Annotated in this window: 22 protein-coding genes; 14 read left to right on the top strand and 8 right to left on the bottom strand. The window is 64.7% G+C overall.

Annotation, left to right across the window (positions count from 1 at the left end; genetic code table 11):
• Window positions 1-7: 7 nt before the first annotated feature.
• From bcsA to KIT02_RS14765, 4 genes are read left to right on the top strand one after another with little or no spacing between them, the layout of a single operon-like run.
• Entirely contained in the window at window positions 8-2176 is a 2169-nt protein-coding gene (bcsA, locus tag KIT02_RS14780; RefSeq protein WP_297579215.1) for a UDP-forming cellulose synthase catalytic subunit, read from the top strand.
• Complete coding sequence (locus KIT02_RS14775) at window positions 2169-4409, top strand: cellulose biosynthesis cyclic di-GMP-binding regulatory protein BcsB (protein ID WP_297579212.1); 2241 nt, start codon at window positions 2169-2171, stop codon at window positions 4407-4409. The genes bcsA and KIT02_RS14775 overlap by 8 nt, the downstream gene beginning before the upstream one ends.
• A 20-nt stretch (window positions 4410-4429) precedes the next feature.
• The gene (locus KIT02_RS14770; protein WP_297579209.1) at window positions 4430-5449 is read left to right on the top strand and encodes a glycosyl hydrolase family 8; all 1020 of its coding nucleotides are present in this window, start codon (window positions 4430-4432) and stop codon (window positions 5447-5449) included.
• A complete protein-coding gene (locus KIT02_RS14765) occupies window positions 5446-7629 on the top strand; it encodes a cellulose synthase (RefSeq protein WP_297579206.1) in 2184 nt (727 codons plus the stop codon). Before KIT02_RS14770 ends, KIT02_RS14765 begins: the two co-directional genes overlap by 4 nt.
• 7 nt (window positions 7630-7636) lie before the next feature.
• On the opposite strand, the gene KIT02_RS14760 is transcribed toward KIT02_RS14765, so the two are convergent.
• The 7 genes from KIT02_RS14760 to KIT02_RS14730 all read right to left on the bottom strand — a co-directional run bounded on the left by KIT02_RS14760 (window position 7637) and on the right by KIT02_RS14730 (window position 14580).
• Window positions 7637-8581, bottom strand: coding sequence for a BadF/BadG/BcrA/BcrD ATPase family protein (locus KIT02_RS14760; protein WP_297579203.1), 945 nt, complete (start codon window positions 8579-8581; stop codon window positions 7637-7639).
• Entirely contained in the window at window positions 8574-9242 is a 669-nt protein-coding gene (locus KIT02_RS14755) for an N-acetylmannosamine-6-phosphate 2-epimerase (RefSeq protein WP_297579200.1), read from the bottom strand. The genes KIT02_RS14760 and KIT02_RS14755 overlap by 8 nt, the downstream gene beginning before the upstream one ends.
• Window positions 9239-10102, bottom strand: a complete 864-nt coding sequence (locus KIT02_RS14750) for a carbohydrate ABC transporter permease (RefSeq protein ID WP_297579196.1) — start codon at window positions 10100-10102, stop codon at window positions 9239-9241. Before KIT02_RS14750 ends, KIT02_RS14755 begins: the two co-directional genes overlap by 4 nt.
• Window positions 10099-11019, bottom strand: coding sequence for a sugar ABC transporter permease (locus KIT02_RS14745; protein ID WP_297579193.1), 921 nt, complete (start codon window positions 11017-11019; stop codon window positions 10099-10101). Before KIT02_RS14745 ends, KIT02_RS14750 begins: the two co-directional genes overlap by 4 nt.
• Before the next feature lie 187 nt (window positions 11020-11206).
• Window positions 11207-12448, bottom strand: coding sequence for an extracellular solute-binding protein (locus tag KIT02_RS14740; RefSeq protein WP_297579190.1), 1242 nt, complete (start codon window positions 12446-12448; stop codon window positions 11207-11209).
• Window positions 12449-12499: 51 nt separating this feature from the next.
• Window positions 12500-13564: a sn-glycerol-3-phosphate ABC transporter ATP-binding protein UgpC gene (gene ugpC, locus KIT02_RS14735; RefSeq protein ID WP_297579187.1), complete on the bottom strand. Its 1065-nt coding sequence runs from the start codon at window positions 13562-13564 to the stop codon at window positions 12500-12502.
• 164 nt (window positions 13565-13728) lie between these two features.
• Window positions 13729-14580, bottom strand: coding sequence for a MurR/RpiR family transcriptional regulator (locus KIT02_RS14730; RefSeq protein WP_297579184.1), 852 nt, complete (start codon window positions 14578-14580; stop codon window positions 13729-13731).
• 212 nt (window positions 14581-14792) lie between these two features.
• On the opposite strand from KIT02_RS14730, the gene murQ reads away from it, so the two are divergent.
• From murQ to dgcA, 9 genes are all read left to right on the top strand, one after another.
• Window positions 14793-15728 carry an N-acetylmuramic acid 6-phosphate etherase gene (gene murQ, locus KIT02_RS14725; RefSeq protein WP_297579181.1) on the top strand — a complete coding sequence of 312 codons (936 nt, stop codon included), beginning with the start codon at window positions 14793-14795 and terminating at the stop codon, window positions 15726-15728.
• Window positions 15729-15740: 12 nt separating this feature from the next.
• Window positions 15741-16232: a GNAT family N-acetyltransferase gene (locus KIT02_RS14720; RefSeq protein WP_297579178.1), complete on the top strand. Its 492-nt coding sequence runs from the start codon at window positions 15741-15743 to the stop codon at window positions 16230-16232.
• Window positions 16229-17254: a glycoside hydrolase family 3 N-terminal domain-containing protein gene (locus KIT02_RS14715; protein ID WP_297579175.1), complete on the top strand. Its 1026-nt coding sequence runs from the start codon at window positions 16229-16231 to the stop codon at window positions 17252-17254. Before KIT02_RS14720 ends, KIT02_RS14715 begins: the two co-directional genes overlap by 4 nt.
• 32 nt (window positions 17255-17286) lie before the next feature.
• Window positions 17287-18954 (top strand): ABC transporter substrate-binding protein, encoded by a 1668-nt coding sequence (locus KIT02_RS14710; RefSeq protein ID WP_297579170.1) that lies wholly within the window; start codon window positions 17287-17289, stop codon window positions 18952-18954.
• A gap of 236 nt (window positions 18955-19190) precedes the next feature.
• Window positions 19191-20168 carry an ABC transporter permease gene (locus KIT02_RS14705; protein ID WP_297579167.1) on the top strand — a complete coding sequence of 326 codons (978 nt, stop codon included), beginning with the start codon at window positions 19191-19193 and terminating at the stop codon, window positions 20166-20168.
• A gap of 13 nt (window positions 20169-20181) precedes the next feature.
• Window positions 20182-21060: an ABC transporter permease gene (locus tag KIT02_RS14700; RefSeq protein WP_297585339.1), complete on the top strand. Its 879-nt coding sequence runs from the start codon at window positions 20182-20184 to the stop codon at window positions 21058-21060.
• The gene (locus tag KIT02_RS14695) at window positions 21057-21875 is read left to right on the top strand and encodes an ABC transporter ATP-binding protein (protein ID WP_297579164.1); all 819 of its coding nucleotides are present in this window, start codon (window positions 21057-21059) and stop codon (window positions 21873-21875) included. Before KIT02_RS14700 ends, KIT02_RS14695 begins: the two co-directional genes overlap by 4 nt.
• Window positions 21872-22777 (top strand): ATP-binding cassette domain-containing protein, encoded by a 906-nt coding sequence (locus tag KIT02_RS14690; protein ID WP_297579160.1) that lies wholly within the window; start codon window positions 21872-21874, stop codon window positions 22775-22777. The genes KIT02_RS14695 and KIT02_RS14690 overlap by 4 nt, the downstream gene beginning before the upstream one ends.
• A gap of 9 nt (window positions 22778-22786) precedes the next feature.
• Window positions 22787-23773, top strand: a complete 987-nt coding sequence (gene dgcA / locus KIT02_RS14685) for an N-acetyl-D-Glu racemase DgcA (RefSeq protein ID WP_297579157.1) — start codon at window positions 22787-22789, stop codon at window positions 23771-23773.
• Here dgcA and KIT02_RS14680 read toward each other — a convergent pair whose 3' ends face one another.
• Window positions 23774-24625, bottom strand: coding sequence for a MurR/RpiR family transcriptional regulator (locus tag KIT02_RS14680; RefSeq protein WP_297579153.1), 852 nt, complete (start codon window positions 24623-24625; stop codon window positions 23774-23776).
• 257 nt (window positions 24626-24882) lie between these two features.
• On the opposite strand from KIT02_RS14680, the gene KIT02_RS14675 reads away from it, so the two are divergent.
• Window positions 24883-26400: an ABC transporter substrate-binding protein gene (locus tag KIT02_RS14675; RefSeq protein WP_297579149.1), complete on the top strand. Its 1518-nt coding sequence runs from the start codon at window positions 24883-24885 to the stop codon at window positions 26398-26400.
• The last annotated feature ends 40 nt before the right edge of the window (window positions 26401-26440 follow it).

Raw genomic sequence — 26440 nt, 5'->3', positions numbered from 1 at the left:
AGTTCTCATGTCCAAAGCGCTGACCATCCTGATCTGGCTTCTGGCGGCAGCGGCCACGCTGGTGCTTCTGACCATTCCGGTGAGCCTGCAGGTGCACCTGGTCATGGCCGTGGTGCTGATCCTGCTGATGGCGGTGATCAAGCTTCTGGGGTTCGAGGGCAACTGGCGCCTGCTGCTGCTGGCGCTGGGCACCATCATCGTGCTGCGCTACGCCTATTGGCGCACCACCAGCACCATCCCTTCCGTCGACAACCTCGCCGACTTCATCCCCGGCCTGCTGCTGTATCTGGCCGAGATGTACTGCATCCTCATGCTGTTCCTCAGCCTGTTCGTGGTCATCAAGCCCATTCCCTCCCGGCCATCGGTGCGGCTGGCCGAAGGCGAGGCGGCGCCCCTGGTGGATGTATTCATCCCCACCTACAACGAAGACTACGAGCTCCTGGCCGGCACCCTGGCGGCCGCCAAGGCCATGGACTATCCGACCGACCGTTTCACCGTCTGGCTGCTCGACGATGGCGGCACCGATGCCAAGCGCAACCATCCCGATCCCGAAGTGGCCGGCGCCGCCCAGGATCGCTACGAGCTTCTGCGCCAATTGTGCGACGAGCTCGATTGCCGCTATCTGACGCGCGAGGCCAATGAGCACGCCAAGGCCGGCAATCTCAACAATGGCCTGGCCAATTCCGCCGGCGAGTATGTCGCCGTTTTCGACGCGGACCACGCCCCGGCCCGCGATTTCCTGCAGGAAACCGTACCCTATTTCGCGCGGGACGAGCGCCTGTTCCTGGTGCAGACGCCGCACTTCTTCCTCAATCCGGACCCCGTCGAGCGCAACTTGCGCACCTTCGAGGTGATGCCGTCGGAAAACGAGATGTTCTACGGCATCATCCAGCGCGGGCTCGACCGCTGGAACGCTGCCTTCTTCTGCGGTTCGGCGGCCCTGTTGCGGCGCGAGGCGCTGCAGGCGACCAATGGCTTTGCCGGGCGCTCGATCACCGAGGATTGCGAAACCGCCATCGAGCTGCACAGCCGGGGCTGGAATTCGATCTATGTCGACAAGCCGCTGGTGGCCGGACTGCAGCCGGCGACCTTTGCCAGCTTCATCGGCCAGCGGACGCGCTGGGCCCAGGGCATGATGCAGATCATGCTGTTCAGCTTTCCGCTGTTCAAGCGCGGGCTCAAGCTGGTGCAGCGGCTGAGTTACCTCTCCAGCACCATGTTCTGGCTGTTTCCGCTGCCGCGCATGATCTTCCTGTTCGCCCCGTTCTGCTACCTGTTCTTCGACCTGCAGATCTTCACCGCCTCGGGCGGGGATTTTGCCGCCTATACGCTCACCTATGTGCTGGTGAACCTGGTCATGCAGAACTCCCTGTTTGGCCGCTGGCGCTGGCCATGGATTTCCGAGCTCTATGAATATGTGCAGTCGGTGCACCTGTTGGGGGCGCTGTTCTCGGTGATCCGCAATCCGCGCCGGCCCACATTCAATGTCACGGCCAAGGACGAAAGCGTCGACAAGGCGCGGCTATCTGAGCTCGCGCGGCCCTTCTACATCATCTTCCTGCTGCTGCTGGTCGCGGTCAGCATGACCATCTTCAAGATCGGCGCCGAACCCTATCGCGCCGAGGTCACCATGGTGGTGGGCGGCTGGAATATCTTCAACCTGATCCTGGCGGGTTGCGCGCTGGGCGTGGTTTCCGAACGCCGGGAGATCCGCGCCAGCCGCCGCGTGGCCATCGAGCGCCGTTGCGAGGTGCAGGCCGCCGATGGCAGCTGGGTCAAGGGCGCGATCATCAACGTGTCGAGCGGGGGGCTTGCGGTCCGCCTGCCCGGCGGGGCCGCCGGTCTCGCCCGCGGCGCGCCGACCGTGGTCAAGTTCACTCCGCTTTCCGATGCCGGCGTCACCGAACTATCGGTCTTCATCCGCTCGGTGCTGGCCCAGGGCAAGGGCGCTGTCCTCGGTTGCCGCTACATGCCCGAGCGCGGCCTCGATTACCGCCTGATCGCCGATCTGCTGTTCGCCAATTCGGCCACCTGGCAGGCCCGGCAGCGGAGCCGGCAGATCAATATCGGCATTATCCGCGGCACCATCCGGTTCCTTGGCATCGCGCTCTACCAGACCGGACGTGGCCTCACCTATTTCCTGCGCTTCGGGTCGGGGAAGGCCGCCAATGACTAGATTGGCCACCCTCTCGCTTGCCGCAATGCTTGCCGCCGCAATACCCGCCCTGGCGCAGGTCACCCCGTTCGACATGTCGCCCGAAAGTGACCGTGTGACGCCCGAGACCGCCCCAGGCGATCCAGCCGGGGGCGCGGTCACGCCGCCGCCGGTCGCGGCGCTTGCCGAACCGTTCGCGCGTTATCTCCTCCCCCAGCAGTCCATGCTGCTGACCGGCGAGGAAAGCCGCACCTCCATGGTCGTCTATCTGACCGAGGCCCAGGCCAGCGCCGCGGCACGGCTCGAATTCGGCTTTCTCAATTCGCTCGTCGTCGCCCCCGAAATTTCCAACCTGCGGGTCCGCGTCAACCAGACCGAGATTGCCAGCGTGCCGCTTGGTGCCTCCAGCGCTCCGGCCGCGCGCGCCATCGATCTGCCGTCCGGCATCCTCCGCGCCGGGCCCAATGTCGTGGAATTTTCCAGTGTCGCGCGCCACCGCACCGATTGTTCGGTGGCCTCGACCTATGAACTCTGGACCGAATTGCCCGCGCAGAACCTGAAGCTGGTTCTGGATGGGGACGGCGTGGGGCAGCTGACGCAGCTGACCGATCTCGCCGCTGTGGGGGTCGATGAAACTGGCGCCACCCGCGTGCGCCTTCTCACGCGCGAACTGACCTCACGCCAGACCGCCACCACCCTCCTGGGCCTCAGTCAGGCGCTGGCGCTGGCGCTGCACGTGCCGCAGATGCATATCGAGGTGGCCGATGCCCTCTCGGAGCGCTATGCGGCGGGGGTACTCGACCTCGTCGTGATGCCCGCAGCCGATCTGCCGGAAAGTCTCGCAGCCATCCGCAGCCAGGCCGAGGCAGCGCCGCTGGCAGCGCTTGTGCCGCTTGCCAGTGGTGCCACGACCCTGGTGGTCAGCGGACCCGATTGGGCATCTGTGGCCCGCGCCGGGGAGGCGGTTCTGGCCAGCGCCGGCGATGGTTCGCTGCCGCGCATCGATCTTGCCGACCCCCATCCCATGATCCTTAGCGGACAATCGGTTGTCCTGTCCGATCTGGCCATGCCCACCGCCGAATTCACCGGCCGGCGGCTGACCACGGAAGTCCAATTCAACCTGCCCTACGATTTCTACGCCTATCGCTATGGCGAGCTCGACCTGGTGCTCGATGCCGCCTATTCGGCAGACGTCCTGCCCGGCAGCGAGATCGACGTCTATACCAACGGGCAGATCGCCTCGGCGACGCCGCTGCTGCGCACCGATGGCGGCCAGCTGCGCAAGTCTGTGATCCGCATTCCCATGACCAGCCTGCGGCCGGGGCGCAACGAGGCGGTCATTGCCGTCAATGTGCAATCGGCCACCGATAGCGTGTGCAGCGCCGGCTGGACCGGCCAGGCGCCGGTGCGGTTCGTCTTGTCCAACAGTTCCGAACTCCGCTTTCCCGACTATGCGCGCATCGGCGTGGTGCCGGACCTGCTGGTTCTGGCCGGCACCGGCTGGCCCTATACCGAGCGCGAATCCGTGCCCGCCGTGCTGGGCAATACCGAGGACGCGGTCCTGTCGGCCATGATGCTGGCCGCCCGCATTGCCGCCTCGTCCGACGATGTCATCGCGTTCGAGGTAACCGATGCCGCCAGTGTCGGTCCCGGAGACGACGCGCTGATCGTCATGCCCCTCACCGAAATGCCGTCTCCGGTGGTGGGGCGCACCGGCATTGCTCCAAGTGCCCTCAGGCCCTCCGCCGAAGACGACGCGCTCAATCAGTTCGATACGGCCGGACAGCAGCGCACCCTGCCCGAACCGGTGCAATGGGCGCTCGACCAGGTGGGGCTGCAACTCGCCGACCTGATGATCATCAGGCCTCGCGACAGCCTTTATGTGCCCAAGTCCGACGAGGCGGTGCTGACACAGGTCCGGCACGGCGAAGGCGGGCTCTGGACGGTCCTGACGGCGTCGGACAATGCCACGCTGCGCAGCGGCACCGAGCAGATGATCGTCACCGATCGCTGGCGCGAGGTTTCCGGCCGGCTGGCGGCAATCTCGATCGAGGATGGCCGGGTGGAAACACTTGAGGCCACCCAACCGGTCCTGGTTGAAACGCAGCCCTTCTCGCTGACCAACCTGCGCCTGATCGCCGCCAACTGGTTTTCCGGCAACCTGCTCTACTTTGCTGCGGCCGTGGTTCTGGCGGCAGTCATTCTCACCTTCACCTCGTCGCTGGTGCTGACACAATTGGGGCGTCGCAAATGAAGGCTTTGAGCGCACTCATCATGTCCATGACGCTCCTCGGCGGCAGTGCCGCGGCCAGCACGGTGTTCACCGAAACCGAATGGCAGGATTACCTTTCCGCCTATGTTTCCCCGGAAGGGCGGGTCATCGATACGGCCAATGGCGGCATCAGCCACAGCGAAAGTCAGGGCTATGGGCTGATCCTTTCAGCCCTCGCCGATGACCGCGCCAGTTTCGAGCGTATCTGGAGCTTTACCAGCACCGAATTGCTGGTACGGGACGACGGGCTTGCCGCCTGGCGCTGGGAGCCAGAGGCCAGCCCGCATATCACCGATATCAACAATGCCACCGACGGCGACATGCTGATCGCCTATGGCCTCATCCTGGCGTCGCGCGCCTGGAGCGAACAGTCCTACCTGGACCTGGCCCTGCCGATCGTCCAGACCATTGGCGAAACCATGCTGGTGACGGCGGATGGGCTTCCGGTCATCCTGCCGGGGGCCGAGGGCTTCGACCGTGACGCCGGCGAAGGCGGGCCGGTGCTCAACCCCTCTTACTGGATCTACGAGACCTTTCCCGTCTTTGCCGAGGTCAGCCCGACCATCAACTGGCAGGGCGTCAGTGACGCGGGCCTCGAAATCCTGCGCCGGGCGCGCCAGACGACCGCCGGTGTGCCCGCCGACTGGGTGCAGTTGGAGGATGGCCGCCAGAAGCCGGCTGAAGATTTCCCGCCCGAGTTCGGCTATAATGGCATCCGCGTTCCGCTCTACCTGATGCGGGCCGGACTGGACGCAGAAGCGATCAGGGCATTCCGCAAGAATGCCGGCAGCTTCGGAATGGGAAAGGTCGACGTGGTCTCCGGACAGATGCTCGAACCCATTGGTGAGCCGGGCTATCGCCTGATCGTGGCGGCGATGGATTGTGTGCTGGACGGCAAGCCGGTTCCCCAGGACCTGCGCAGCCTGTCGGCCACCAGCTATTACGCCGCAACGCTGCAATTGCTGTTGCTGGATCATCTGCGCCGCAACAGTCCGGCTTGCCTGGTGGAGGCCGGATCGTGAAAGTCCTTTATATTGCCCTGCCCCTGCTCCTGATCGGGGGCGCATCCTTCACCCTCACGACCGCCCAGTTCGGCCCGGCCAGTGCCCAGGCCAAGGTCGAGCCGTTCCGGCTGATGGCGCAGGCCCCGCTCGATGTGCAGACAACCATCGAGCCGGCATCGGAGGCCCCTGCCGGCAATACGACGCCGCCCGCTGCGGCTCCTGCCGCAACCGCGCAGGCGGGAAGCTCGGAGGTCGACGAGACGGCGCTGCGCTACTTTGCCCGCCAGGGTGATCTTGAGCGCATGCAGCGGGAAATCGACCGGCTTCGCATCCTCCATCCAGGCTGGCAGCCGCCGGCCGATCCGCTGGCCGAGGACGTTTCTCCCAATCAGGACATCATCACCATCTGGGAGTTGTTCAGCGCCGGGGACTATGCCGGCACGCGTGCCGCCATTGCCGCGCTGCAGGAAAAGGACCCCAATTACCAACCATCGGCAGACCTGCTGCAAAGCCTGGCGCTGGGCGAGGCCACGCAAAGGCTACGCAATGCCTCCGATGCAGGCGAATATGAGGCCGTGATTTCCGTCGCCGCCAACAATCCGCAACTGCTGATCTGCGAAAGCGTCGACAATCTCTGGCGCGTGGCAGAGGCTTTTGCCCGCACCGGTGCCGCGGCCCGGGCCAGTGACGCCTACCGCTATGTCCTCGACAATTGCGAAAATGGCCCCGAACGCCTCGCCACGGTTCAGAAGGCGAGCGAATTGCTCGACCGCACCGCGCTCGATGCCCTGTTGGCACTGGAGCGCCAGGATGCTGCGGGTCTCGGTGAATTTGCCAGTATTCGCCTGGACCTGGCGCGCAGCGCCGTCGCTGCAAGCCTCGAAGAGGGCGACGAACAGCCGCTCGCCACCGATCTGGCCCGTCTCGAAACCGAGGCCGAGGCAGCTGGAAATGCCGAAGATTTCCGCCTGCTCGGCTATTACGAACTGGACCAGAGCCGCCCCAACGAAGCGCGCCGCATGTTCGAGAGGGCCATGGCGGCCGATAGCTCGGCAGCCTCGGCCGAGGGGCTGGGCGTCACCCTGCTGCAATTGCGCGATCCGCGCGCGGCCGAGGCGGCCATCGCCGATTATCGGGCCGATACCGAGACGCTGGCGGAACTCTACCTCGATGTGGCTGCCGCTGTGCTGTCGGTGGAGGGCCGCCCCGATGTCGGGCAGACCGTGCTGGGCCGGATCGTCGACGCCGCCATGTCGGCCCGCAGCGCCAATGTTGCACAGGAACTGGGCTGGTATGCCTATGAATACCAGCAGCCCCAGACGGCCTTCGAATGGTTCACCCTGTCGCTCGGCTGGCAGGCCGATCTCGAACCAGCCGCCTATGGGCTGATGGTATCGGCCAATGCGCTGGGCAACAGCGCCACGGTCGAATCCATCCGGGCGCAATGGGGCGGTCGCTCGGCCCGCATCGCCCAGTTCGGTCAGGCCAACGCAACCTCGGCGGCCCCGGCCACGTCGGCCTCGGGCGCCCTGCCCTTGCCGCGTCCACGCCCGGTGCGGCCCGGCGATACCAGCCGCGCACCGCCTGCTTCCGAATTCCGCAAGCCGGCTCAGGCGAGCGTCGCCCAGGCTGCCCCGTCCAGCGGATCGGGCGGCTCTGCCAGTTCAGGCGGCCGGTCCTGCCAGAACTACGTGCCGGCCACGAGCCTCTCCCCCGGCGGCGCGCTCAACCATGCCTGGTGCCTCATGGGTCTCAACCGGCCTGCCCAGGCCGTCGACCACTTTGCCCGCGCCCTGCAGTCAAGCTCGGAACGGACGCGCAGCGATGCCGCCTATGGGCAGTCGCTGGCCTTTATCCGCCTTGGCCTGGGCGATGAGGCCGCCGTTGCCGCTGCCGCCGCGCCCCTGAGCCAGGCGCGGATCGTCGAACTGGAAATCGCCATACTCACCCAGAAGGCGACCAGCGCCTATGGCATCGGCGACTATGCCCGGGCCATCGATCTGCTCAATCATCGGGCCCGGTTCGCGCCGGAACGCAATGACCTGCTCACCCTGCGCGCGTGGAGCTATTATCATCTGCGCCGCTTTGCCGAAGCCGAGCGCATTTTCGAAGCCGTCGCCGCCACCGGCTATGGCGATGCGGTCAGCGGGCTCGAAGCCAGCCGCTCCGCCCTGGCCATCCGCGCTTCGACGCAATAACGTTCGGCTAACCCAATGCCGGCTGGCGGTCGACGATGTCCCGCCATGCCCCGCCATCCGCCCGCGTCGGCAGTTGCGCCGCAGCCAGCGCCACGTCCAGGACGGGCGTCGACAGGCTCACCCCCGGCAGGGCCGCGCGCACTGCCGCGACAATCCGGTCATCCAGGGTCAAAACGCCACCCACCAGCGCCACCTCATGCCTGCCGCCGCGCGCGATAAGCGCTTCAGCCAGCCGCGCCAGTTCGCGCCCCGCCTGCTCCAGGATCGCGATGGCCACCGCGTCCCCCTGTGCCGCCGCGCGCCCGACCCCGACGGCCAGCGCCCCGATCCGCCCACGGTCGCCGGCATAGACATATTGACGGACGTCATGCCAGCTGGCCCCGCCAACCAGGGCAAAGACTTCGCTGGCCAGGATCTCGACACCTGTTGGCGCGCCGGTCTCGTCAATGGCCCGATAGATGCGGTCGAGCGCCGCAAGGGCGATCCAGCTGCCCGAACCCGCATCGTCGATCAGGATGCCGCGCCCGCCCACGCGGATCACCGCGCCTGCCGCCGTCACATGAATGCCGATCGAGCCGGTTCCGGCTGAAATCAGGTGCCCTTCCCCGGGCCGGAAATGGGCGGCATAGGCGAGAATGATGTCATCCATCACCGCAATGGCGCCCGGCGCAATGGCCAGCGCCGAACTCGCCAGCGCGCGAATGTCACCTGCAGCGGCGGTGCCGAACCCGGTAATGCCGGCGACAAGACCCCGCGCCGAGAGCCCCGCCTGATCGAGGCCGGCCCCCAGCTGCGCGAAGCAGTCCGACAAGCGCTGGCGTTCGGCCGGGTTGAACACATGGCCAGTGGCGCCTGCCACCCGACCGCGCGCCAGCACCGTTCCGTCGCCGGCGCAGGCCACCCAGCGCCCGGCGGTGCCGCCGACATCGAGCCCGATATGGGCCTCAGTCACGAGGCATGCCCTGGCGCACGAAGCTGGCGGTGATCTCTCTTGGATTGGTGATCATGGTCCCCACGACGACGGCATGGGCCCCGGCCTCGAAACCGCGTCTGACCCATTGGGGCGTATTGTAGCGGCCCTCGGCGACCACGGGAACCGAAAGCCGCTGCGCCAGACTTTCCAGCAGATCGAGGTCCGGATGCTGCGGCTTGGGCTCCGTCGCCTCGGTATAGCCGGAAAGCGTTGTGGCGACATAGTCGGCGCCCCAATCGGCGGCGGCCAGTCCCTCGTCCAGGGTGGAGATATCGGCAAAGACCTCGGCGCCCAGCTCTTCGCGAATGCGCCGCACCAGCACTTCTGGACGCTCGCCGTCGCGCGGCCGCAAAGTGCAATCGAGCGCCACGACCCGGGCACCGGCCGCAACGATGGCCGCCGCCGCCGCAAAATCGGGGGTGATATAAACCGGGTGTTCGGTCGAAAACACCTTGTGGATGCCGATGACCGGCAGACCGGCCGCCTGCACCGCCGCGATGTCGTCCGGCCCATTGGCGCGAATGGCCACCGCCCCGCCGTCGCGCGCCGCCAGGGCCATGGCGCCCATGAACTGCGGCCCGTGCAGGGGATTGTCGGCCCGCGCCTGGCAGGAGACCACGAGACCTTTTGGCAGGATCATTTGACCGCGCCCGAGGTCATGCCGGCGATGAACTGCTTGGACAAGACGATATAGATGATGATGATCGGCGCCGCCGAAAGCGTCAGGCCCGAGAACAGCACGCCCCAGTCGGTGGTATATTCGCCCATGAAGGTGGTCAGCCCCTGCGGAAGGGTCTTGAGATCGTCATTCTGGATGAAGACCAGCGGGAAGAAGAAGTCGTTCCAGATCGGCACCACGTTCTGGATGCCGGCGATGACCATGGCCGGGCGCACCAGCGGCAGCATGATCGACCACATGATCCGCGCTTCCGAAGCCCCGTCCATGCGCGCCGCGTCCTCGAGCTCGCTGGGCAGGGTGCGGATAAACCCGGTCATGATGAACACCGTCGTCGGCAGGCCCATGGCCGTATAGACGAAGATGAGACTGAGCTGATTGTTGAGAATGGACAGGTCCCGCATCAGCATGAACAGCGGGATGATGGCCAGTTTCAACGGCAGGGTGAGCCCGGCGAGGAAGAACATCAGGATGAAGTTCGCCCCGGTAAAGGCATAGCGGCCGATGGCATAGGCGGCCATGGTCCCCAGCGTCAGGATCAGCACCATGGAGGCGCCGGTCACCACGAAGGAATTGACCAGGTAGCGCAGGAAATTGGTCTCGCTCCAGATCTTGATGAAATTGCCGATCTGGGTGAAGTCGGGCAGCCCGAATGGCGACTGGAAAATCTGCGGCGTCGTCTTGAAGGCCGAGAACACCATGATGACGATGGGCGCCAGCATGATGATGGTGTTGGCGATCAGGATGATCTGCAAAAGCCCGTCGCGGCCCAGCGTCGCGAGCAGGCCCTTGCGGTCATAATAGCTCTGGCTGGCGGTGCTCATATCTGGATCTCCCGGGCCCGCAGCCGCACGGTGACGACCGTCGCCACCAGCGCGATGAAGATGAAGATCAGCACTGCCAGGGCGCTGCCGAGCCCGAAGTCCTGCTGCCCGGCCGACACATTGCCGAAGGCCGTGCGATAGAAATAAAGCCCGAGCACGTCGGTGGAGCCGAAGGGCGAGCCGTCCAGGCCGCCCATGATATAGGGCAATTCGAACCAGTTGAACGCGCCCACGAACAGGAGCGTGAAGACGATGGTGGCGCTCGGCGCCACCAGAGGCCAGACCACCTTGGTGATCTTGACCCATTCGCTCTCGGTTTCCATGCGCACGGCATCGAGGATTTCCCCCGGAATACGCTGCATGCCGGCGAGGAACACCAGGGTGGGAAAGCCCACCATGTGCCAGGCCTGCGCCACGATGATGCTCCACAGCGCCGTGCCGCTCTGGCCCAGCCAGGGCTGCGCCAGCCCGCCCAGGCCGATGGCCTTGAGGCTGATATTCACCACCCCGAACAGCGGATGGTAGAAGAGCTTGAAGAGATAGGCGACGATGATGGTCGAGAGCACCACCGGCAGGAACACCGCGATGCGGTGAAAGCGCGCGCCGGGCAATTCGCGCCACAGCGCATAGGCGAGGATGAAGCCCAGCCCGTTCTGCAGCACCATCAGCGCGAAGAAGACGATAACATTGTTCTTGAAGGCATTGAGCGTCCAGCTGCGGTAGGGCTCGACGAACAGCACCGTATGGAAGTTTTCCAGCCCCACGAAATCCAGCCGCCGCAGCCCCTGCCAGTCGAAGAAGGCATAGGCGAAAGCCGAGATGATCGGATAGACGATGAACAGGGCCACGAAGGCCATGGGCGGCACGATCAGGATCGTGATCCAGAGGCCGCGGCCTGTCATCCTGAGTTGGGGCATCTGTGGCTCGCTAGGTTCGAGGGCAGGCGTCCGCCGCCACCCCCCTCCCGACCTCCCCCTGAAAGAGGGGGAGGAGGAGTTCTGCGCTTTTGAAATGATCTCCTCACACCCGCCGCGCCGTCCCTCCCCCTACTAGGGGGAGGTTAGGTGGGGGTGTGAGGAGATGCGGGCGGAGGGAGTGGCCGCCTTACTGCTTGAACGGCTCGTACCAGGCGGCAAGGCCGGTGGTCAGCACCTCGCCGATCGCCTCGGGCGTGGTTTCGCCGGCGAACAGCTTCTGCATTTCGCCCTGGATCAGCACCGAACCCGACGGCTCGCCATAGCGGAAATGGGCCAGCATCAGATAGGGGATCGAGGACTGGTTGAGCTCGGCGACCTCGGCCAGGAGCGGGTTGTCGAAGGTGACGCCCGGCACGGTCGAGATATTGTTGAGCGTATTGGCAAAGGCCTGTCCGAAGTCGAGGCTGGCCAGGTAATTGACGAAGGTGATGGCCGCGTCCTTGTTGGCGCCGGCGGCATTGACCGCATAACCGCCATCAAAATAGAGCCCGACCAGCTTTTCGTCCTCGGCAGCAACGCCCGGCGAGGCGAACATGCCCAGCTCGATGTCCGGGTTCTGCGCCTTGAAGGTCGCCAGCTCATACGAGCCGCCAACGAACATAGCCGCCATGCCCGAGGAGAACAGCTGCTGGGCAGAAGGATAGTCGAGGCCGATAAAGCCATCGGGGAAGTAGTCGGCGGCCAGGTCTGCCACCGCGCCCAGGGCCGAGGTGAAGCGTTCATCGGTAAAGTCGGCCTCGCCGGCGATCAGCGCTTCGTAGAAGTCCTTGCCCATCAGCGTCGAGCCGAGCCCGAATGTCACGGTCTCGTTCTGCCATGCCGTTGCCGTGCCGTTGGCGAATGGAATGACACCGGCATCCTTGAGCGTCTGGCTCAGCGCTTCGAGATCGGCCCAGGTCTGCGGCTCTTCAAGGCCATTGGCGTCGAAAATGGCCTTGTTGTAGATCACCAGCTGCGTCTGGCTGGCAAAGGGCACGGCATAGATCTGGCCGTCGGAGCGCATGCTTTCGGCGGCCAGGGCCGGCGCGGCGAAATCGGCCAGGGCCGGCACCGTTTCGGTGCTGAGCGCTTCGAGATAGCCGGCGGAAGCGACGTTTTCGAGCCCGCCATAGGCGCGCACCATCATCACGTCGGGCCCGGTGCCACCGGCCAGGGCGGTCGACAGGATGGTGTTGTAATTGGTGGCCTCGAAGGTCTCGAACTTGACCGTGATGCCGGGATTGGCAGCCTCGAATGTCTCGATGAACTGCTCATAGGCGGCGCGGTCTTCCTGGCGCCAGCTCCACATGGTCAGGTCCTGCGCCATGACGGGCGCGGCGAAAAGCACGGCTCCCAATGCCGCGCCGATGCGTATCAGATTGGTGGTCATGGAGTTCCCTCTCCTTGCAAGTTCTGTTGGCATGGTCCTGTCCCGGCGCCCTCAGGGCGCCAGCCGCCGGCCATCCTCGGCGGAAAACAAATGCGCAGCGCCGGGCTCGACCGTGACGGTCACGGCCTCGTCGGGTACGAAGAGATCATTGGGGGTGGTGCGGGCGGCCAAGAGGGTTCCGTTGGCCAGCCGCGCATAGACAAAGGCGTTGTCGCCCAGATATTCGGTATAGACCACCTGGGCAGCAAATCCGTCCACGCCCGTGCCGCGCTGCAACCGCACGGCATCCGAGCGCAGGCCAAGCGTCAGCGTGCCGGCCTCGGGCAAATTGGCGAGCGGCACCGCGCCGCCATCGGCGATGGCGAGGCGCTGGCCATCGGAGGTGACGGGGATCAGGGTCATGCGCGGCGAGCCGATAAAGGCGGCGACAAACGTATTGGCCGGCGTTTCGTAGAGGTCGCGGGGCGAGCCGACCTGCTCGATGCGGCCATTGTTCATCACCACGATCTTGTCGGCCAGGGTCATGGCCTCGACCTGATCATGGGTCACATAGATCATGGTGCCGCCGATTTCCCGGTGCAGCCGGGCGATTTCCAGCCGCACCTCGCTGCGCAGCGCTGCGTCGAGGTTGGAGAGCGGCTCGTCGAGGAGGAACACGTCGGGCTTCCGTACCAGGGCGCGACCGATGGCGACGCGCTGGCGCTGCCCCCCGGAGAGCTCGCGCGGGCGGCGCTTGAGCAGGTCCTCGAGCCGCAACATGCGCGCGGCCTCGGCGATGCGGCGCTCGACATGGGCCTTGTCGAGCCCCATCAGCCGGGCACCGAAGGCCATGTTCTCATAGACGTCCATATGCGGATAAAGCGCGTAGGACTGGAACACCATGGCAATGCCGCGCCGGGAGGGCGCCACATCGTTCATGCTTCTGCCATTGAGCACGAATTCGCCATCGGTGATCGGATCGAGCCCGGCGATCAGGCGCAGCAGGGTGGATTTTCCGCAGCCGGAAGGGCCGACGAACACCACGAATTCGCGGTCGCCGATCTCGAGGTCGATGCCGTGCAGAACCTCGGTTTCCCGGAACCGCTTCTTGATGCCGCGCAGTGAAAGCTGAGCCAAGCGCTCCCTCCGTTCGACCCGTTTGGGCCCCCTTGCGGGCCGGACGCAGATCGCCCGGCCTTTGGAATACTAAATTCCGTCAAATTGCGGTGTCAAGAATATAAAATTACGACTGCGTTACAGTCATCCGGCACTGGAAAACCCGTCCGCCGGCCCCCTCCGGCCTATCGCGCCTTGAGCACGGTGACGGCGGATTCGCTGTTGTGGATGAAGTCGTGTGCGTCGGCCTGGCGGCGGATCATCAGGATGAACAGCATGTCCATCAGCATCAGCTGCGCATCGCGCGAGGTGATGGCCGAGGAGCGCACCCTTTCCTCGTCGGCCACCGTGAACAGATGGATATCGGCCAGGTCGAGCAGCGGATTGGGTTGCAGGCCGGTCATCGAGATGACCGCGGCACCGCGCTGCTTGGCGATTTCGGCAATGCGCAGCGTTTCCACGCTCCGCCCGGAATGGGACAGGGCCAGCAGCACGTCGTTCTCATTGAGCGCCGAAGCATTGGAAATCTGGATATGGCTGTCGCTGTCGATCAGCGCCATGCGCCCGAGCTTGAGCAGCTTGTAGGAGAAATCCTTGGCCACCAGTGACGAGGCGCCAACGCCGGCAAGCTGGATTTTCCGGGCCTTGACCAGGGAATCGAGCGCCAGGTCGATGGTCTGCTCATTGTTGGCGGCCAGGGTTTCGCGCATCGACAGCAGCTTGCTGCCGATCAGCTTCTGGAGGATCGTGACATAGCTGTCGCTGGCATCGATGGTGCCGTGGATGACCCCGCCCGGCGCGTGCCATTCCAGCGCCTTGGCCTTGTTCACCGCCAGCTTGAGCTGCTGGTAGCCGGCATAGCCGAGCTTCTGGCTGAACTTGACGACGCTGGACTGGCTGCGCCCCGTGGCGTCGGCCAGGGCTGCGGAAGACAGGGTCAGCATCTGCTCGGGGTGGTCGATGATGAACTGGGCGATCTGGCGATCGGCCTGGGTCATGGTGTCGAGCTTGGCACTGAGAACTTTGAGGATGGACATGCTGGCTCTATCGACCTCCGCCCGCCCCCGGGCCTTTTGCGACGACTAAGGCCGTCCCCCGCTGCAATGCAACCGCCTTGTGGCGCGCCGCCCGGCCGGGTCCTCCACGACCGTCTGCAGGCGCCATCACAATAGGAATACAATATTCCATGTTGCGTTGACACCCGGAATATTCACTTCTAGCATCGCAGCGGAATTTGAGCATAGGCACCATGGCAAGAACCACCCTGATGGCCGAGCTGGACAAGCTCGTTTCCGAAGCCCGCAATCCGGACACGATGCAGATCGACCTGATGTCGACCGGCGAAATCCTGTCCGCCATGAACCGCGAAGATGCCAAGGTCGCCGAGGCGGTCCGCCAGGTCCTGCCCGCCATTGCCATGACGGTCGACCGCATCGTCGATGCCTTCAAGGCCGGCGGCCGCCTCATCTATATGGGCGCGGGCACGTCGGGGCGCCTGGGCGTGCTCGACGCCTCCGAATGCCCGCCGACCTTCGGCGTACCCGAAGGCATGGTCATCGGCCTTATTGCCGGCGGCGACCGGGCCCTGCGCCATCCGATCGAAGGCGCCGAAGATTCCCGCGAAGAGGGCCGGCGCGACCTCGAAAAGATCAATCTGTCAGCCCGGGACGTGGTGGTGGGCATCGCCGTCAGCGGCCGCACGCCCTATGTCATCGGCGCCCTCGACCATGCCAGAAGCACTGGCGCGGTCACCGCGGCGCTGTCCTGCAATCCCGATTCGGCCATTGCCCGCATGGCCGACATCGCCATTTCGCCGGTGGTCGGGCCCGAGGCGCTGACCGGCTCGACGCGGCTCAAATCGGGCACCGCGCAGAAACTGGTGCTCAACATGCTGACCACGGCCAGTATGATCCGCATCGGCAAGTCCTATGAAAATCTCATGGTCGACGTCTCGGTCAGCAATGAAAAGCTAGCCGCCCGCGCCACCCGCATCCTGGTCGAGGTGACCGGCTGCACGCCCGAGCAGGCCGAGGGCTTCCTTGTTGCCAGCGGCAACAATGTCAAACTGGCCATCCTGATGGCGCTCACCGGCCTTGATGCCGCCGCCGGCACACAGGCCCTGGGTCAGTCCGATGGCTTCCTGCGCCGCGCCGCGGCCCAGCATCAGCCCCGTGCGGCCGGGTAGGCGGAGGCCGGGATGGACCTGCTCGTCAATCTCTATAGCCGCCGCATGGATGACCTGGCTGCCCGCGCCACAGGGGTTGCCGCCACCATCCGCGTGGCGCTGCCGCCCGAACAGCACATTATCAAGGACTGGGTGCGCCGGCATTTCAGCGACTATTGGGTGAGCGAGGTTGCTGCCGCCATGGCGCATCAGCCGCCCGGCTGCCTCATTGCCGTGGTCGATGGCGCACTGGTCGGCTTTGCCTGCTACGACGCCACGGCCCGGGGCTTTTTCGGCCCCACCGGGGTCAGCGAGGACCAGCGCGGCAAGGGTATTGGCCTGGCGTTGTTCCACGCCACCCTCATGGCCATGAAGGCACAGGGCTATGCCTATGCCGTTGTCGGCTCCGCCGGTCCGGTCGATTTCTATGTCAGTGCCGCCGGCGCCCTGCCCATCCCTTCCGACAACGAGGACATCTATCAGGGTCTGCTGCGCCTCAAGCCCAGGGCGGAGGAGGCTCCATGACCGAACCCGCCCCGCTGGCCCTCTTCGTCGGCATGCCCGGCCACACGCTCTCGGCCTCCGAGATCGCCTTTTTCCGCGAGGCCAATCCGTTCGGCCTTTTCCTGTTCAAGCGCAATCTCGACAATCCCGATCAGATCCGGCGCCTCGTGTCCCAGTTCCGCGACGCGGTGGGGCGCGCCGATGCGCCGGTCTATATCGATCAGGAAGGCGGCCGCGTGCAGCGGCTCGACAATGGCAATTGGCCGCTGTTCCGTCCCCTGGGCGATTTCGGCGCCCTCGCCCGCAAGGACCGGGACGCCGGCGCACAGGCGCTGCGGCTGTCGAGCCTGGCCATGGGCAGCATGATGGCCGCGCTCAACCTGGGCAGCGGCACGACGCCGGTGCTCGATCTGGCCCGGCCCGGCACCCACAATGTCATCGGCAATCGTGCCTTCGGGGATGATCCCGATCTCGTCAGCCTGCTCGGCCAGGTGGTGGTCGAGGCCATGCTGGAAGTGGGCGCCATGCCCATCATCAAGCACATCCCCGGCTATGGCCGGGTCAGCGTCGATCCGCATTTCGACTGCCCGGTGGTCGATGCCAGCATCACCGACATGTCCGGCAGCGATTTTCGTCCGTTCATCGCTCTGCGCGAGGCGCCATGGGCCATGGTGGCCCATCTCATCTTCACCCAGATCGATCCGGACCGGCCTGCCTCGATATCGCCCAAGGTCTGCGAATTGATCAGGACCGGGCTCGGCTATGACGGCGTGCTGGTCACCGATTGCCTGACCATGGAGGCCCTGTCGGGCCCCTGGCCGGACCGGGTCCGGGCCGCGCTCGATGCCGGATACGACATTGCCCTGCACAGCCAGGGCGATCTGGCGGCCAGCCAGGCCGCCGCCAGGGCGGCCCGCCCGCTTGGCGAAAAAAGCCTCGCGCGCATCGCGCGGGCGCAGCAGCAGCTCGGCAATGCCCGCTTCGACGTCGCGGATCTGCATCAACGGGCCGAAGACATTTTCAGGGAGTATGGAATGGCCTGAGGGGGTCATCCAGCCAACAAGGAGAGAACGAGATGCCAAGACTTTCATGGATCGCCACTGCATCGGCACTGGCCCTTCTGGCGGCCGTGCCCGCCCAGGCCCAGGACAGCGGCAATGTGCTGACGCTCAGCGCCGAGCAGACCACCACCTTCGTGCGCAATTTCAACCCGTTCGGGCAGACTTCGGCGCGCTATACCACGCTCGATTTCATGTATGAGCCTCTGGTCGTGTTCAACCGGCTCAAGAGCAATGAGCCAACCTTCCGCCTGGCCGAAAGCTATGAACTGGCCGACGATCTGATGTCGATCACCTTCGTGCTGCGCGAGGGCCTCAAATGGTCGGACGGCGAGCCGCTGACGGCCGACGACGTCGTCTTCACCTATGATTACATCACCAAGTTCCCGGCGCTGGACTTCATCTCGGTGTCGGCGCTGCTGGAGTCGGTCGAAAAGGTCGATGACCGCACGGTCACGTTCAACCTCAAGGAAGCCAATTCGCTCATCGCCAACACCATTGTCGGCATGCCCATCGTGCCCGAGCACATCTGGGCCGAGATCGAAGACCCGGTGACCTTCGCCAATGAAGAGCCGGTCGGATCGGGTCCGATGACCGAGATCACCCGCTTCACCCCGCAGGTTTACGAGCAGTGCCGCAATCCCAATTATTGGGACGCTGACAATCTCGAAGTCGATTGCCTGCGCATGCCGCAACTTGCCGACAACCCGCAGGTGCTCGCTGCCCTTGCCGATGGGACGCTGGATTGGGCGACCAGCTTCATTCCCGATATCGACAATACCTTCGTCGCCAAGGATCCCGAGCATCACCACTACTGGTTCACGCCTTCGAGCCTGGTCTCGTTCCAGCTGTCGATGACGACGCCGGACGAAAACAACCGCAAGGCCTTCACCGACGTCAATTTCCGCCGGGCCCTGTCCATGCTGATCGACCGGCAGACCATTATCGACATTGCCGGTTATGGCTATCCGCTGATCAACGAAGACCCCGCCATGCTGGGCGAACTCTACAAGAGCTTCGCCAATCCGGCGGTCGCCACCGAATATGGTCAATATGGCAAGTTCGACCTCGAAGCCGGCGTCGCCCTGCTCGATGAGAGCGGCTATGTCGACGCCGATGGCGATGGTTTCCGCGACAATCCCGACGGCACGCCGATCGCCATCGACATCATGGTGCCCAATGGCTGGACCGACTGGATCGATGCGGTGCAGATCGCCATGGAGAGCCTGACCGAGGCCGGCATCAATGTGAAGATGTCGACGCCGGAAGCGGCCGTGTGGACCTCCGGGCTCATTGCCGGCGACTATTCCATGACCCTCAATGCCCTGGCCTCGGCGGCCAATCCCTACTTCCCCTATATCCGCTCGTTCAATCCGAGCGATTTCGGCAAGAGCCGCTTCACCGCGCCGCATTGGGAAAATACCGAGGTCATGGACCTTCTGGGCCAGTACACCCAGATCAAGGACCCCACCGAAGCCAAGGACATCATGGATCAGATCCAGCTGATCGTGGCCGAGAACATGCCGGTCATCCCGGTCTATAACAGCCCGTCCTTCTACCAGTACAATACCAGCCGCTTCACCGGCTGGGCCAATGCCGACGATCCGAAATACTCCCCGGTCGTCTCCAACGCCAACCCGGCCCGCGTCCTGCAACTGCTCGATCTGGTGCCGGTCGCTGAGTAAACGCGCCAAAGGCGGGAGCGTAGCCTTGCACTCCCGCCATCTACCCCGTCACTCGCACAGCGTCATTCCCGCGAAAGCGGGAACCTTGCTGACAACATCGCCACTGAATGTCACCCCGGCGAAGGCCGGGGCCCATCCTGAGATTTCGAGATGGATCCCGGCCTTCGCCGGGATGACAACCGAGAGCAAGGCGACGCGCGGCGAGCATACCCGCCTCAGGGAGAACACAAGCACCGATGACCTTCCTGCTCCGGCGTCTCGCCTTTTACCTCGCGGCATTTCTGGTTGCCGCGACCATCAATTTCTTCCTGCCCCGGCTGATGCCGGGCGATCCGATCCAGATCATGTTCGCCAGCGCCGGATCAGAGCTCAGCCTTGAAAACCTCAATGCCCTGAAACTCACCTTCGGCTTTATCGACGCGCCGCTGCACGAACAGTATCTGGCCTACCTGCAGAGCGTGTTCACCGGCGATCTGGGCCGGTCGATCAAGTATTTTCCGCTGCCGGTGACCGAACTGCTGGGCCGCGCGCTGATCTGGACCGTGGGCCTGATGGGCATTGCCACCGTGGTCAGCTTCACCCTGGGGAGCTTGCTCGGGGTGCTGGCGGCCTGGCGGCGCGGACGGTTGTCCGATTCAATCATCTCGCTCACCGCCATCTTTTCGAGCTCGGTGCCGGCGGTCGTCGTGTCGCTGATCATGCTGTTCATCTTCGGCTATACCCTGGGCTGGTTTCCCAATGGCTATGCCGCCAATCCGCTGATCGATCCGGCCTGGAACTGGCAATATATTTCCAGCGTCCTCTATCACGGGACCCTGCCCATGCTGACGCTGGTCTTCGTGCTGTCGGGCGGTTTTGCCGTGACCATGCGCAACAACATGATCAACCTCCTGGGCGAGGACTATATCGTCATGGCCCGCGCCAAGGGCCTCACCGACAACAATGTCATGCTTTGGTACGCGGCGCGCAACGCGCTGCTGCCGACCGTATCGAGCCTGGCCATAGCCATCGGCACCATTCTGGGCGGCTCGCTGGTCACCGAGGTGGTGTTCAACTATCCGGGCCTGGGCAATACGCTCTACCAGGCCATCATCGCCCGCGATTATCCGGTCATCCAGGGTCAATTGCTGATCATGACCGGCGCCATGCTGGTCTCCAATTTCGCCGTCGATCTGAGCTATGTGCTGCTCGACCCGCGTCTCAAGAAGGCCTGAGGCGATGACCCTGCTGTCCCAGCTCCTGCACAACAAGAAGGCCATGGTTGGCCTCATCATCCTCGCCATCATCGTGGCGGTGGCGATCCTGGCTCCCTGGCTCACCGAATACAGCCCGGTCAAGCGCGTCGGCCGGCCGCACCAGCCACCCAGCTGGGATCACTGGATGGGCACCACGCGCCTCGGGCACGACGTGTTCTCGCGGCTGGTCCACGGCGCCCGCGTTTCGCTCGCGGTCGGGTTCGGCGCCGGGCTGCTCATCACCCTCATCGGCACCGTCCTCGGCATCATCGCCGGCTACAAGGGCGGGGTCGTCGACGAGGTCATCAACTTTTTCACCAATATGGTGCTGGTCGTTCCCAACCTGCCGCTGCTGCTGGTGCTCGCCGCCTTCATCGGGCAGGCGAGCCCGCTGGTCATCGCCATCATCCTGGGCTTCACATCCTGGGCCTGGGGCGTGCGCGTCACGCGGTCGGAAACGCTATCAATACGGCAACGCGACTACGTCAAAAGCGCAGAAATGCTGGGCGAGCCGGGCTGGCGGATCATGGTGTTCGAGATCTTCCCGAACCTGATTTCCATCGTCGGCATCAACTTCATCGGTTCGGTGATTTTCGCCGTCATCACCGAGGCGACCCTGGAATTCCTGGGGCTCGGTGATCCAAATACCGTGTCCTGGGGCATCATGCTCTACAATGCACAGAACGCTGCGGCGCTCTCGGTCGGGGCCTGGTGGGATCTGCTAGCACCTTGTTTTGCCTTGGCATTCCTTGGCCTTGGCCTGGCGCTCATCAATTTTGCCATCGACGAGATCGCCAATCCGCGGCTGCGGACCGGCGGCATGCTGAACCGCTGGACCCGCATGGTCCGCATCGGGGAGGGCAAGCTGTGAGCACCCCGGTCCTCTCCATCCGCAATCTCAATATCGACTATGTCGGCGACACCGCCGATTTTCACGCCGTCAAGGATGTCAGCTTCGACATCGCCCCCGGCGAATTCTTCGGCCTGGCCGGTGAATCAGGCTGCGGAAAGTCAACAATTGCCTTTGCAATCAGCAGGTTACATCGCCCGCCCGCCCTCATCCGCACCGGCAGCGAAATCCTCGTCAACGGCCGCAACGTGCTCGATCTCGACGAGGCAGAGCTGCGCGCCTTCCGTTGGCGCGAGGTGGCCATGGTGTTTCAGAGCGCCATGAACTCGCTCAATCCGGTGCTCACCATCGACACGCAATTCTATGACGTGCTCCGGGCCCATGGCCCGATCACCCGCGCCGAGGCCCGCCAACGCGCCACCGAACTGCTCAGGCTGGTCGATATCGCGCCCGAACGGCTCGATGCCTATCCGCATCAATGCTCGGGCGGCATGCGCCAGCGCATCGTCATCGCCATATGCCTCGCCCTCGATCCCAAGCTACTGATCATGGACGAACCCACCACCGCGCTCGATGTCGTTGTGCAGCGCGAAATCCTGCAACGCATCGACGTGCTGCGAAAGAAGCTCGGATTTTCGGTGCTGTTCATCACCCATGACCTGGGCCTGATGGTGCAGGTCAGCGACCGCATCGGCATCATGCTGGAAGGCGAACTGGTGGAGGTCAATGACGCGCAGACCATCTATCGCCAGCCCAGGCACGACTATACCCGCCAGCTCTGGGCCTCCATGCCCAGGCTGCATGGCGACCGGCCGGGCCGCGAGGCAAATCCATGACCACACCGATCCTCGCTCTCGACAAGGTCTCCAAGATTTTCGGTCGCAGCGACAATCCCGTCTATGCGGCCCGCTCGGTGTCCTTTGCCCTCCATGCAGGGCGCACCCTGGCGCTGGTCGGTGAATCGGGGTCCGGCAAGACCACGGCGGCGCGCCTGATCATGCGCGAATACACGCCCGATGCCGGGCAATTGCTGTTTCGCGGCGAGCCGATGGGCCGCGCCGACCGCAAGGCGCTCAAAGCCTATCGATCCTCGGTGCAGATGGTGTTCCAGGACCCCTTTTCGTCCCTCAACCCCACCCACACCATCCGCTATCATCTCGAGCGTCCGCTCAAGCTGCACCAGAAGGGGCTCACCGCAGTCCAGCGGCAGGCGGCCATGACCGAGCTCTTAGAGCGCGTCAAACTCGACCCGGACCTGATCCTCAAGAAGTTTCCGCACGAGCTGTCCGGGGGGCAACGCCAGCGCATTTCCATTGCCCGCGCCCTGGCGGTTAATCCGGAGGTCATCGTGGCCGACGAGCCGACCTCGATGCTGGATGTGTCGGTGCGCCAGGGCATTTTGAACCTGCTCAACGAGATGAAAGCCGAACTCAAGCTGGCTCTGCTCTACATCACCCATGACATCGCCACCGCCCGCTATGTCGCCGACGACATCATGGTCATGTATGCCGGCCAGATCGTCGAATGGGGCGATGTCGATAGCGTCCTCGAAAACCCGCGCCATCCCTATACGCGACTGCTGCTGTCTGCCGTGCCCGACCCCGACCGGCGCTTCGACGATGTGCGTTTCGCCGATGAACTGGGCCGCATCGAGGATATCCGTCGCGAGGCGGCCCGGCCGCAGGACCAGGTGACTCAGGTTGCCGACAACCACTTCTTCCGTCCCGTACCCGCCTGATCCCGACAAATGACCACGACCCTTTCTGCGGCCATCGAGCCCTTCCCCATTGCTGGCCGGTTCACCATTGCCCGTGGCAGCAAGACCGAAGCCGTCGTGGTGACGGCGCGCCTTGATCGCGACGGCCTGACAGGGTGGGGCGAGTGCACGCCTTATGCGCGCTATGGAGAAACGCCGGAGGCGGTGCTGGCCGCCATACAATCCATGACCCCGGCTGTGGCGGCAGGGCTCAGCCGGTCAGACCTGCAACAGGCCCTGCCGCCGGGCGCGGCCCGCAATGCGCTCGATTGTGCCTTCTGGGACCTCGAGGCCCGCACGGGCTCCACCTCGGTCTCGACTCTCGCCGGCATCACGCTGCCCCACCGCATCGAAACGGCCTTCACCATCAGTCTGGGCTCGCCGGATGCCATGGCCGAGGCGGCCGGCATGGCGGCCCACCTGCCCCTGCTCAAGATCAAGCTGGGCGCGCCCGGCGATGCCGAACGCCTGGGCGCGGTGCGTGCCGCCGCGCCCCGCAGCCGCCTCGTGGTCGATGCGAACGAGGGTTGGCACGGCGATGAACTGCCTCTCATGCTCGACATCTGCCGCCATTTCGGCGTTGACCTGGTGGAGCAGCCCCTGCCTGCCGGGGCCGATGACCTGCTGGCAGAGATCGAGCATACGGTGCCTATCTGCGCTGACGAGAGCATCCACGCCCTCGACGGGTTGGAGGCCCTCGTCGGGCGCTACGATGCCGTCAATATCAAGCTCGACAAGACTGGCGGCCTGACCGAGGCTCTGGCGGTGGCGGACCGCGCCGAATCCCTGGGGCTGTCGATCATGGTGGGCTGCATGGTCAGCACCTCGCTGTCCATGCTGCCGGCGCGGCTGCTGGCCGGCCGTGCGCGCTGGGTCGATCTCGATGGACCGCTGCTATTGGCTGCGGACCGCCCGGGCGGGCTCGTCTATCGCGACGGCTTGATCGATCCCGGCCCCTCCGCGCTCTGGGGTGGCTGATCAGCGCGGATGGGTGACGTCCCTTGTGCGCTTCAGCGCATCCACCGTCTGCTCATAGCGCTGGCTGGCGACGCCGAGGAACAGGCAATCGACAATGGCAAGCTGGGCGATGCGGCTGACCATGGCGCCGGCGCGCAGCCGGCTTTCGCGCGCCCGGCTGACGAGGCATTCGTCACCGGCCCGGGCCAGCGCGGAATCGGGGGAACCTGTCACGGCGACGGTGAGCGCACCGGCCCCGCGGGCGATGTCGAGAAAGCGGACCGTATCCGCGGTACTGCCGGAATGGGAAAAGCCCACGGCCACCGTGCCCTTTGGCGACAGCAGGGCCGCGGTCCAGGCTTCGTGCGGATCGGCCAGAAGGAAGGCATTGCGGCCGACGCGGAACAGCTTGTGATGGAGGTCCTGCGCCACGAACTGGCTCGCGCCGATGCCGAAGAGCAGGATGCGCTCGGCCCGGTCGAGGGCGGCCACCACCCGCTCCAGCGTCCCGTAATCGAGGCCCGACACGGTTTCATCAATGGCCAGAATTTCGAGCGACGCGACCTTGGCAGCCATTTCCTGAAGCGTGTCGGATTGGGCGATTTCCGCGCCCAGGGTCAGGTCCGTGCCGAACTGCGCGGCTTCCCGGCCCAGTTCGGTGGCCAGCGACATGCGCAATTGCGCATAGCCAGAGAGCCCCAGCGTCCGACAAAAGCGGACGATGGAGGCAACCGAAGTGCCGCAACTGTCGGCCAGTTCGGAAATGGTCTGATCGAGCACGATCCGGGGCTGGTCGCGGATCACGTCGGCCACGCGCTGCATGGCGGGCGTGAACTTGCCGGTCGATGCCTCGATCGTCGATTGAATCCCCAAAGGCTCCCCCTTCCTCCGCGCGATTTGCCTGTCTGGCGCCAGACCGGCGCGTCCCTATAGCACAGGCGCGATGCCGGCCCATTGAAACAAAAATTCATAGTTCACATCAAGCGTGGAAATTATTGACAGAGCCCGCCGGGAGTTCATAGGCTCTGGTCAGAGGTTGGTGCGGCCGGGACGAGGGACCCGGTACCGAGGACCATCCGACGACTTTGGCACGGCATGCTCCACAAGCCGGCCCAACACGAGGGAACACCATGAACCGTCTATTGCCGAGACATCTGATCGCCGGGCTGGCCATTGCCACCGCCTTGACCTCGCTCACCGTCGCGCTGCCCGTTCAGGCGGCAAGCCTGCGCATGGCCTGGTCACAGGACGCCACCGGCCTCGACCCGCACAAGCAGACCGCATTCTCCTCGCTGCGCCTGCTCGAATTGATCTATGAGCCGCTGGTGCGCCTGGATGCCGATCTCAATGTGGTGCCGGCCGTGGCCTCGAGCTGGGAATTTGCCGAAGACGCCAAGACGCTGACCTTTACGCTCGATACCAATGCCAAGTTCTCCAACGGTGCCCAGGTCACCTCCGCCGACGTCAAGGCGTCGTTCGAGCGGCTCCTGGATGAAGCCACCTCCGCCGCTGCCCGGTCGAACTTCCTCTCCATCGAAAGCATCGATACGCCGGACGATGCGACCGTCGTCTTCAATCTCAGCACGGCCGACGTCCCCATTCTCGTGGCCATGGCAACCATCAATGCCGCCGTTGTGCCCGCCTCCGAGATCGAGGCCGGCACCATCGGCACCGAGGCCATCGGCTCGGGCCCCTTCAAGCTCGACAGCTGGGAGCCCAATTCCCGCGAGGTCCTCAGCGCCAATGCCGACTGGGCCGGCGGTGACCTGGCCATCGATGGCATCACCATTTCCGTGCTGCCCGATGAGATGGCCATCCTGGCCTCGCTGCGCGCCGGGCAGACCGATTTCGCCCTGCTCAACGATCCGCTCGTGGCCACGCTCGTGCCCGACGAGCCCAATCTCGAGCTCAACCGCGTCGGCGTGCTGGCCTATAACGTGCTCCAGCTCAATCCGGCGCGTCCGCCGATGGACAATCTCAAGGTGCGCCAGGCCATGAGCTGCGCCATCGACCGCCAGGCCATCATCGATGCGGCCCTGGCCGGCGAAGGCAAGGTCACGGGCCCGCTGACCATGCCGGCCTTCGCGCAGGACCCTGCCGGACTGTTCTGCTATGAACAGGACCTGGACATGGCCCGGCAGCTGATGGAGGAATCCGGTGTGGACGGGTTCTCGGCCAAGGTGATTGCCGCCACCGGTGAGCCGCCGGTCGCTGCTTCGGAAGCGCAGGTCCTGCAGGCCCAATTGGCCGAAATCGGGGTCAATCTCGAAATCGAGATGATGGAACTCAATGTTTATGTCGACGCCTGGCTCAAGGGCGATTTCGACATGGCCGTGGCCCAGAATGGCGGCCGTCCCGACCCCTATCCGATGTACAACCGCTACTTCACCAAGGAAGGCAACCTGGCCCATGTGTCCAACTTCGTGGACGACACGCTGGACAGCCTGATGAAGCAGGGCCAGGCCGAAACCGACCCGGCCAAGCGGGCCGAGATCTTCCACCAGTTCGAAAGCCACCTGGCCGAGCAGGCCCCCTGGCTGTGGCTGTCGACGGGCTATAGCTACACGGCCCAGCTCAACACCGTCTCCGGCTTCGAGCCGTCGCCGACCGGCACGCTGTTTGGTCTCACCAAGGTCTCCGTCGAATAGTAAGCTGCGGGGCCGGCCACAGCGCCGGCCCCTTTTCGGA

Source organism: Devosia sp. (genome assembly GCF_025809055.1).
Lineage (GTDB): Bacteria > Pseudomonadota > Alphaproteobacteria > Rhizobiales > Devosiaceae > Devosia.
The sequence above is the reverse complement of the archived record's forward strand: the minus strand, read 5'-3'. Positions and strand labels throughout refer to the sequence as shown.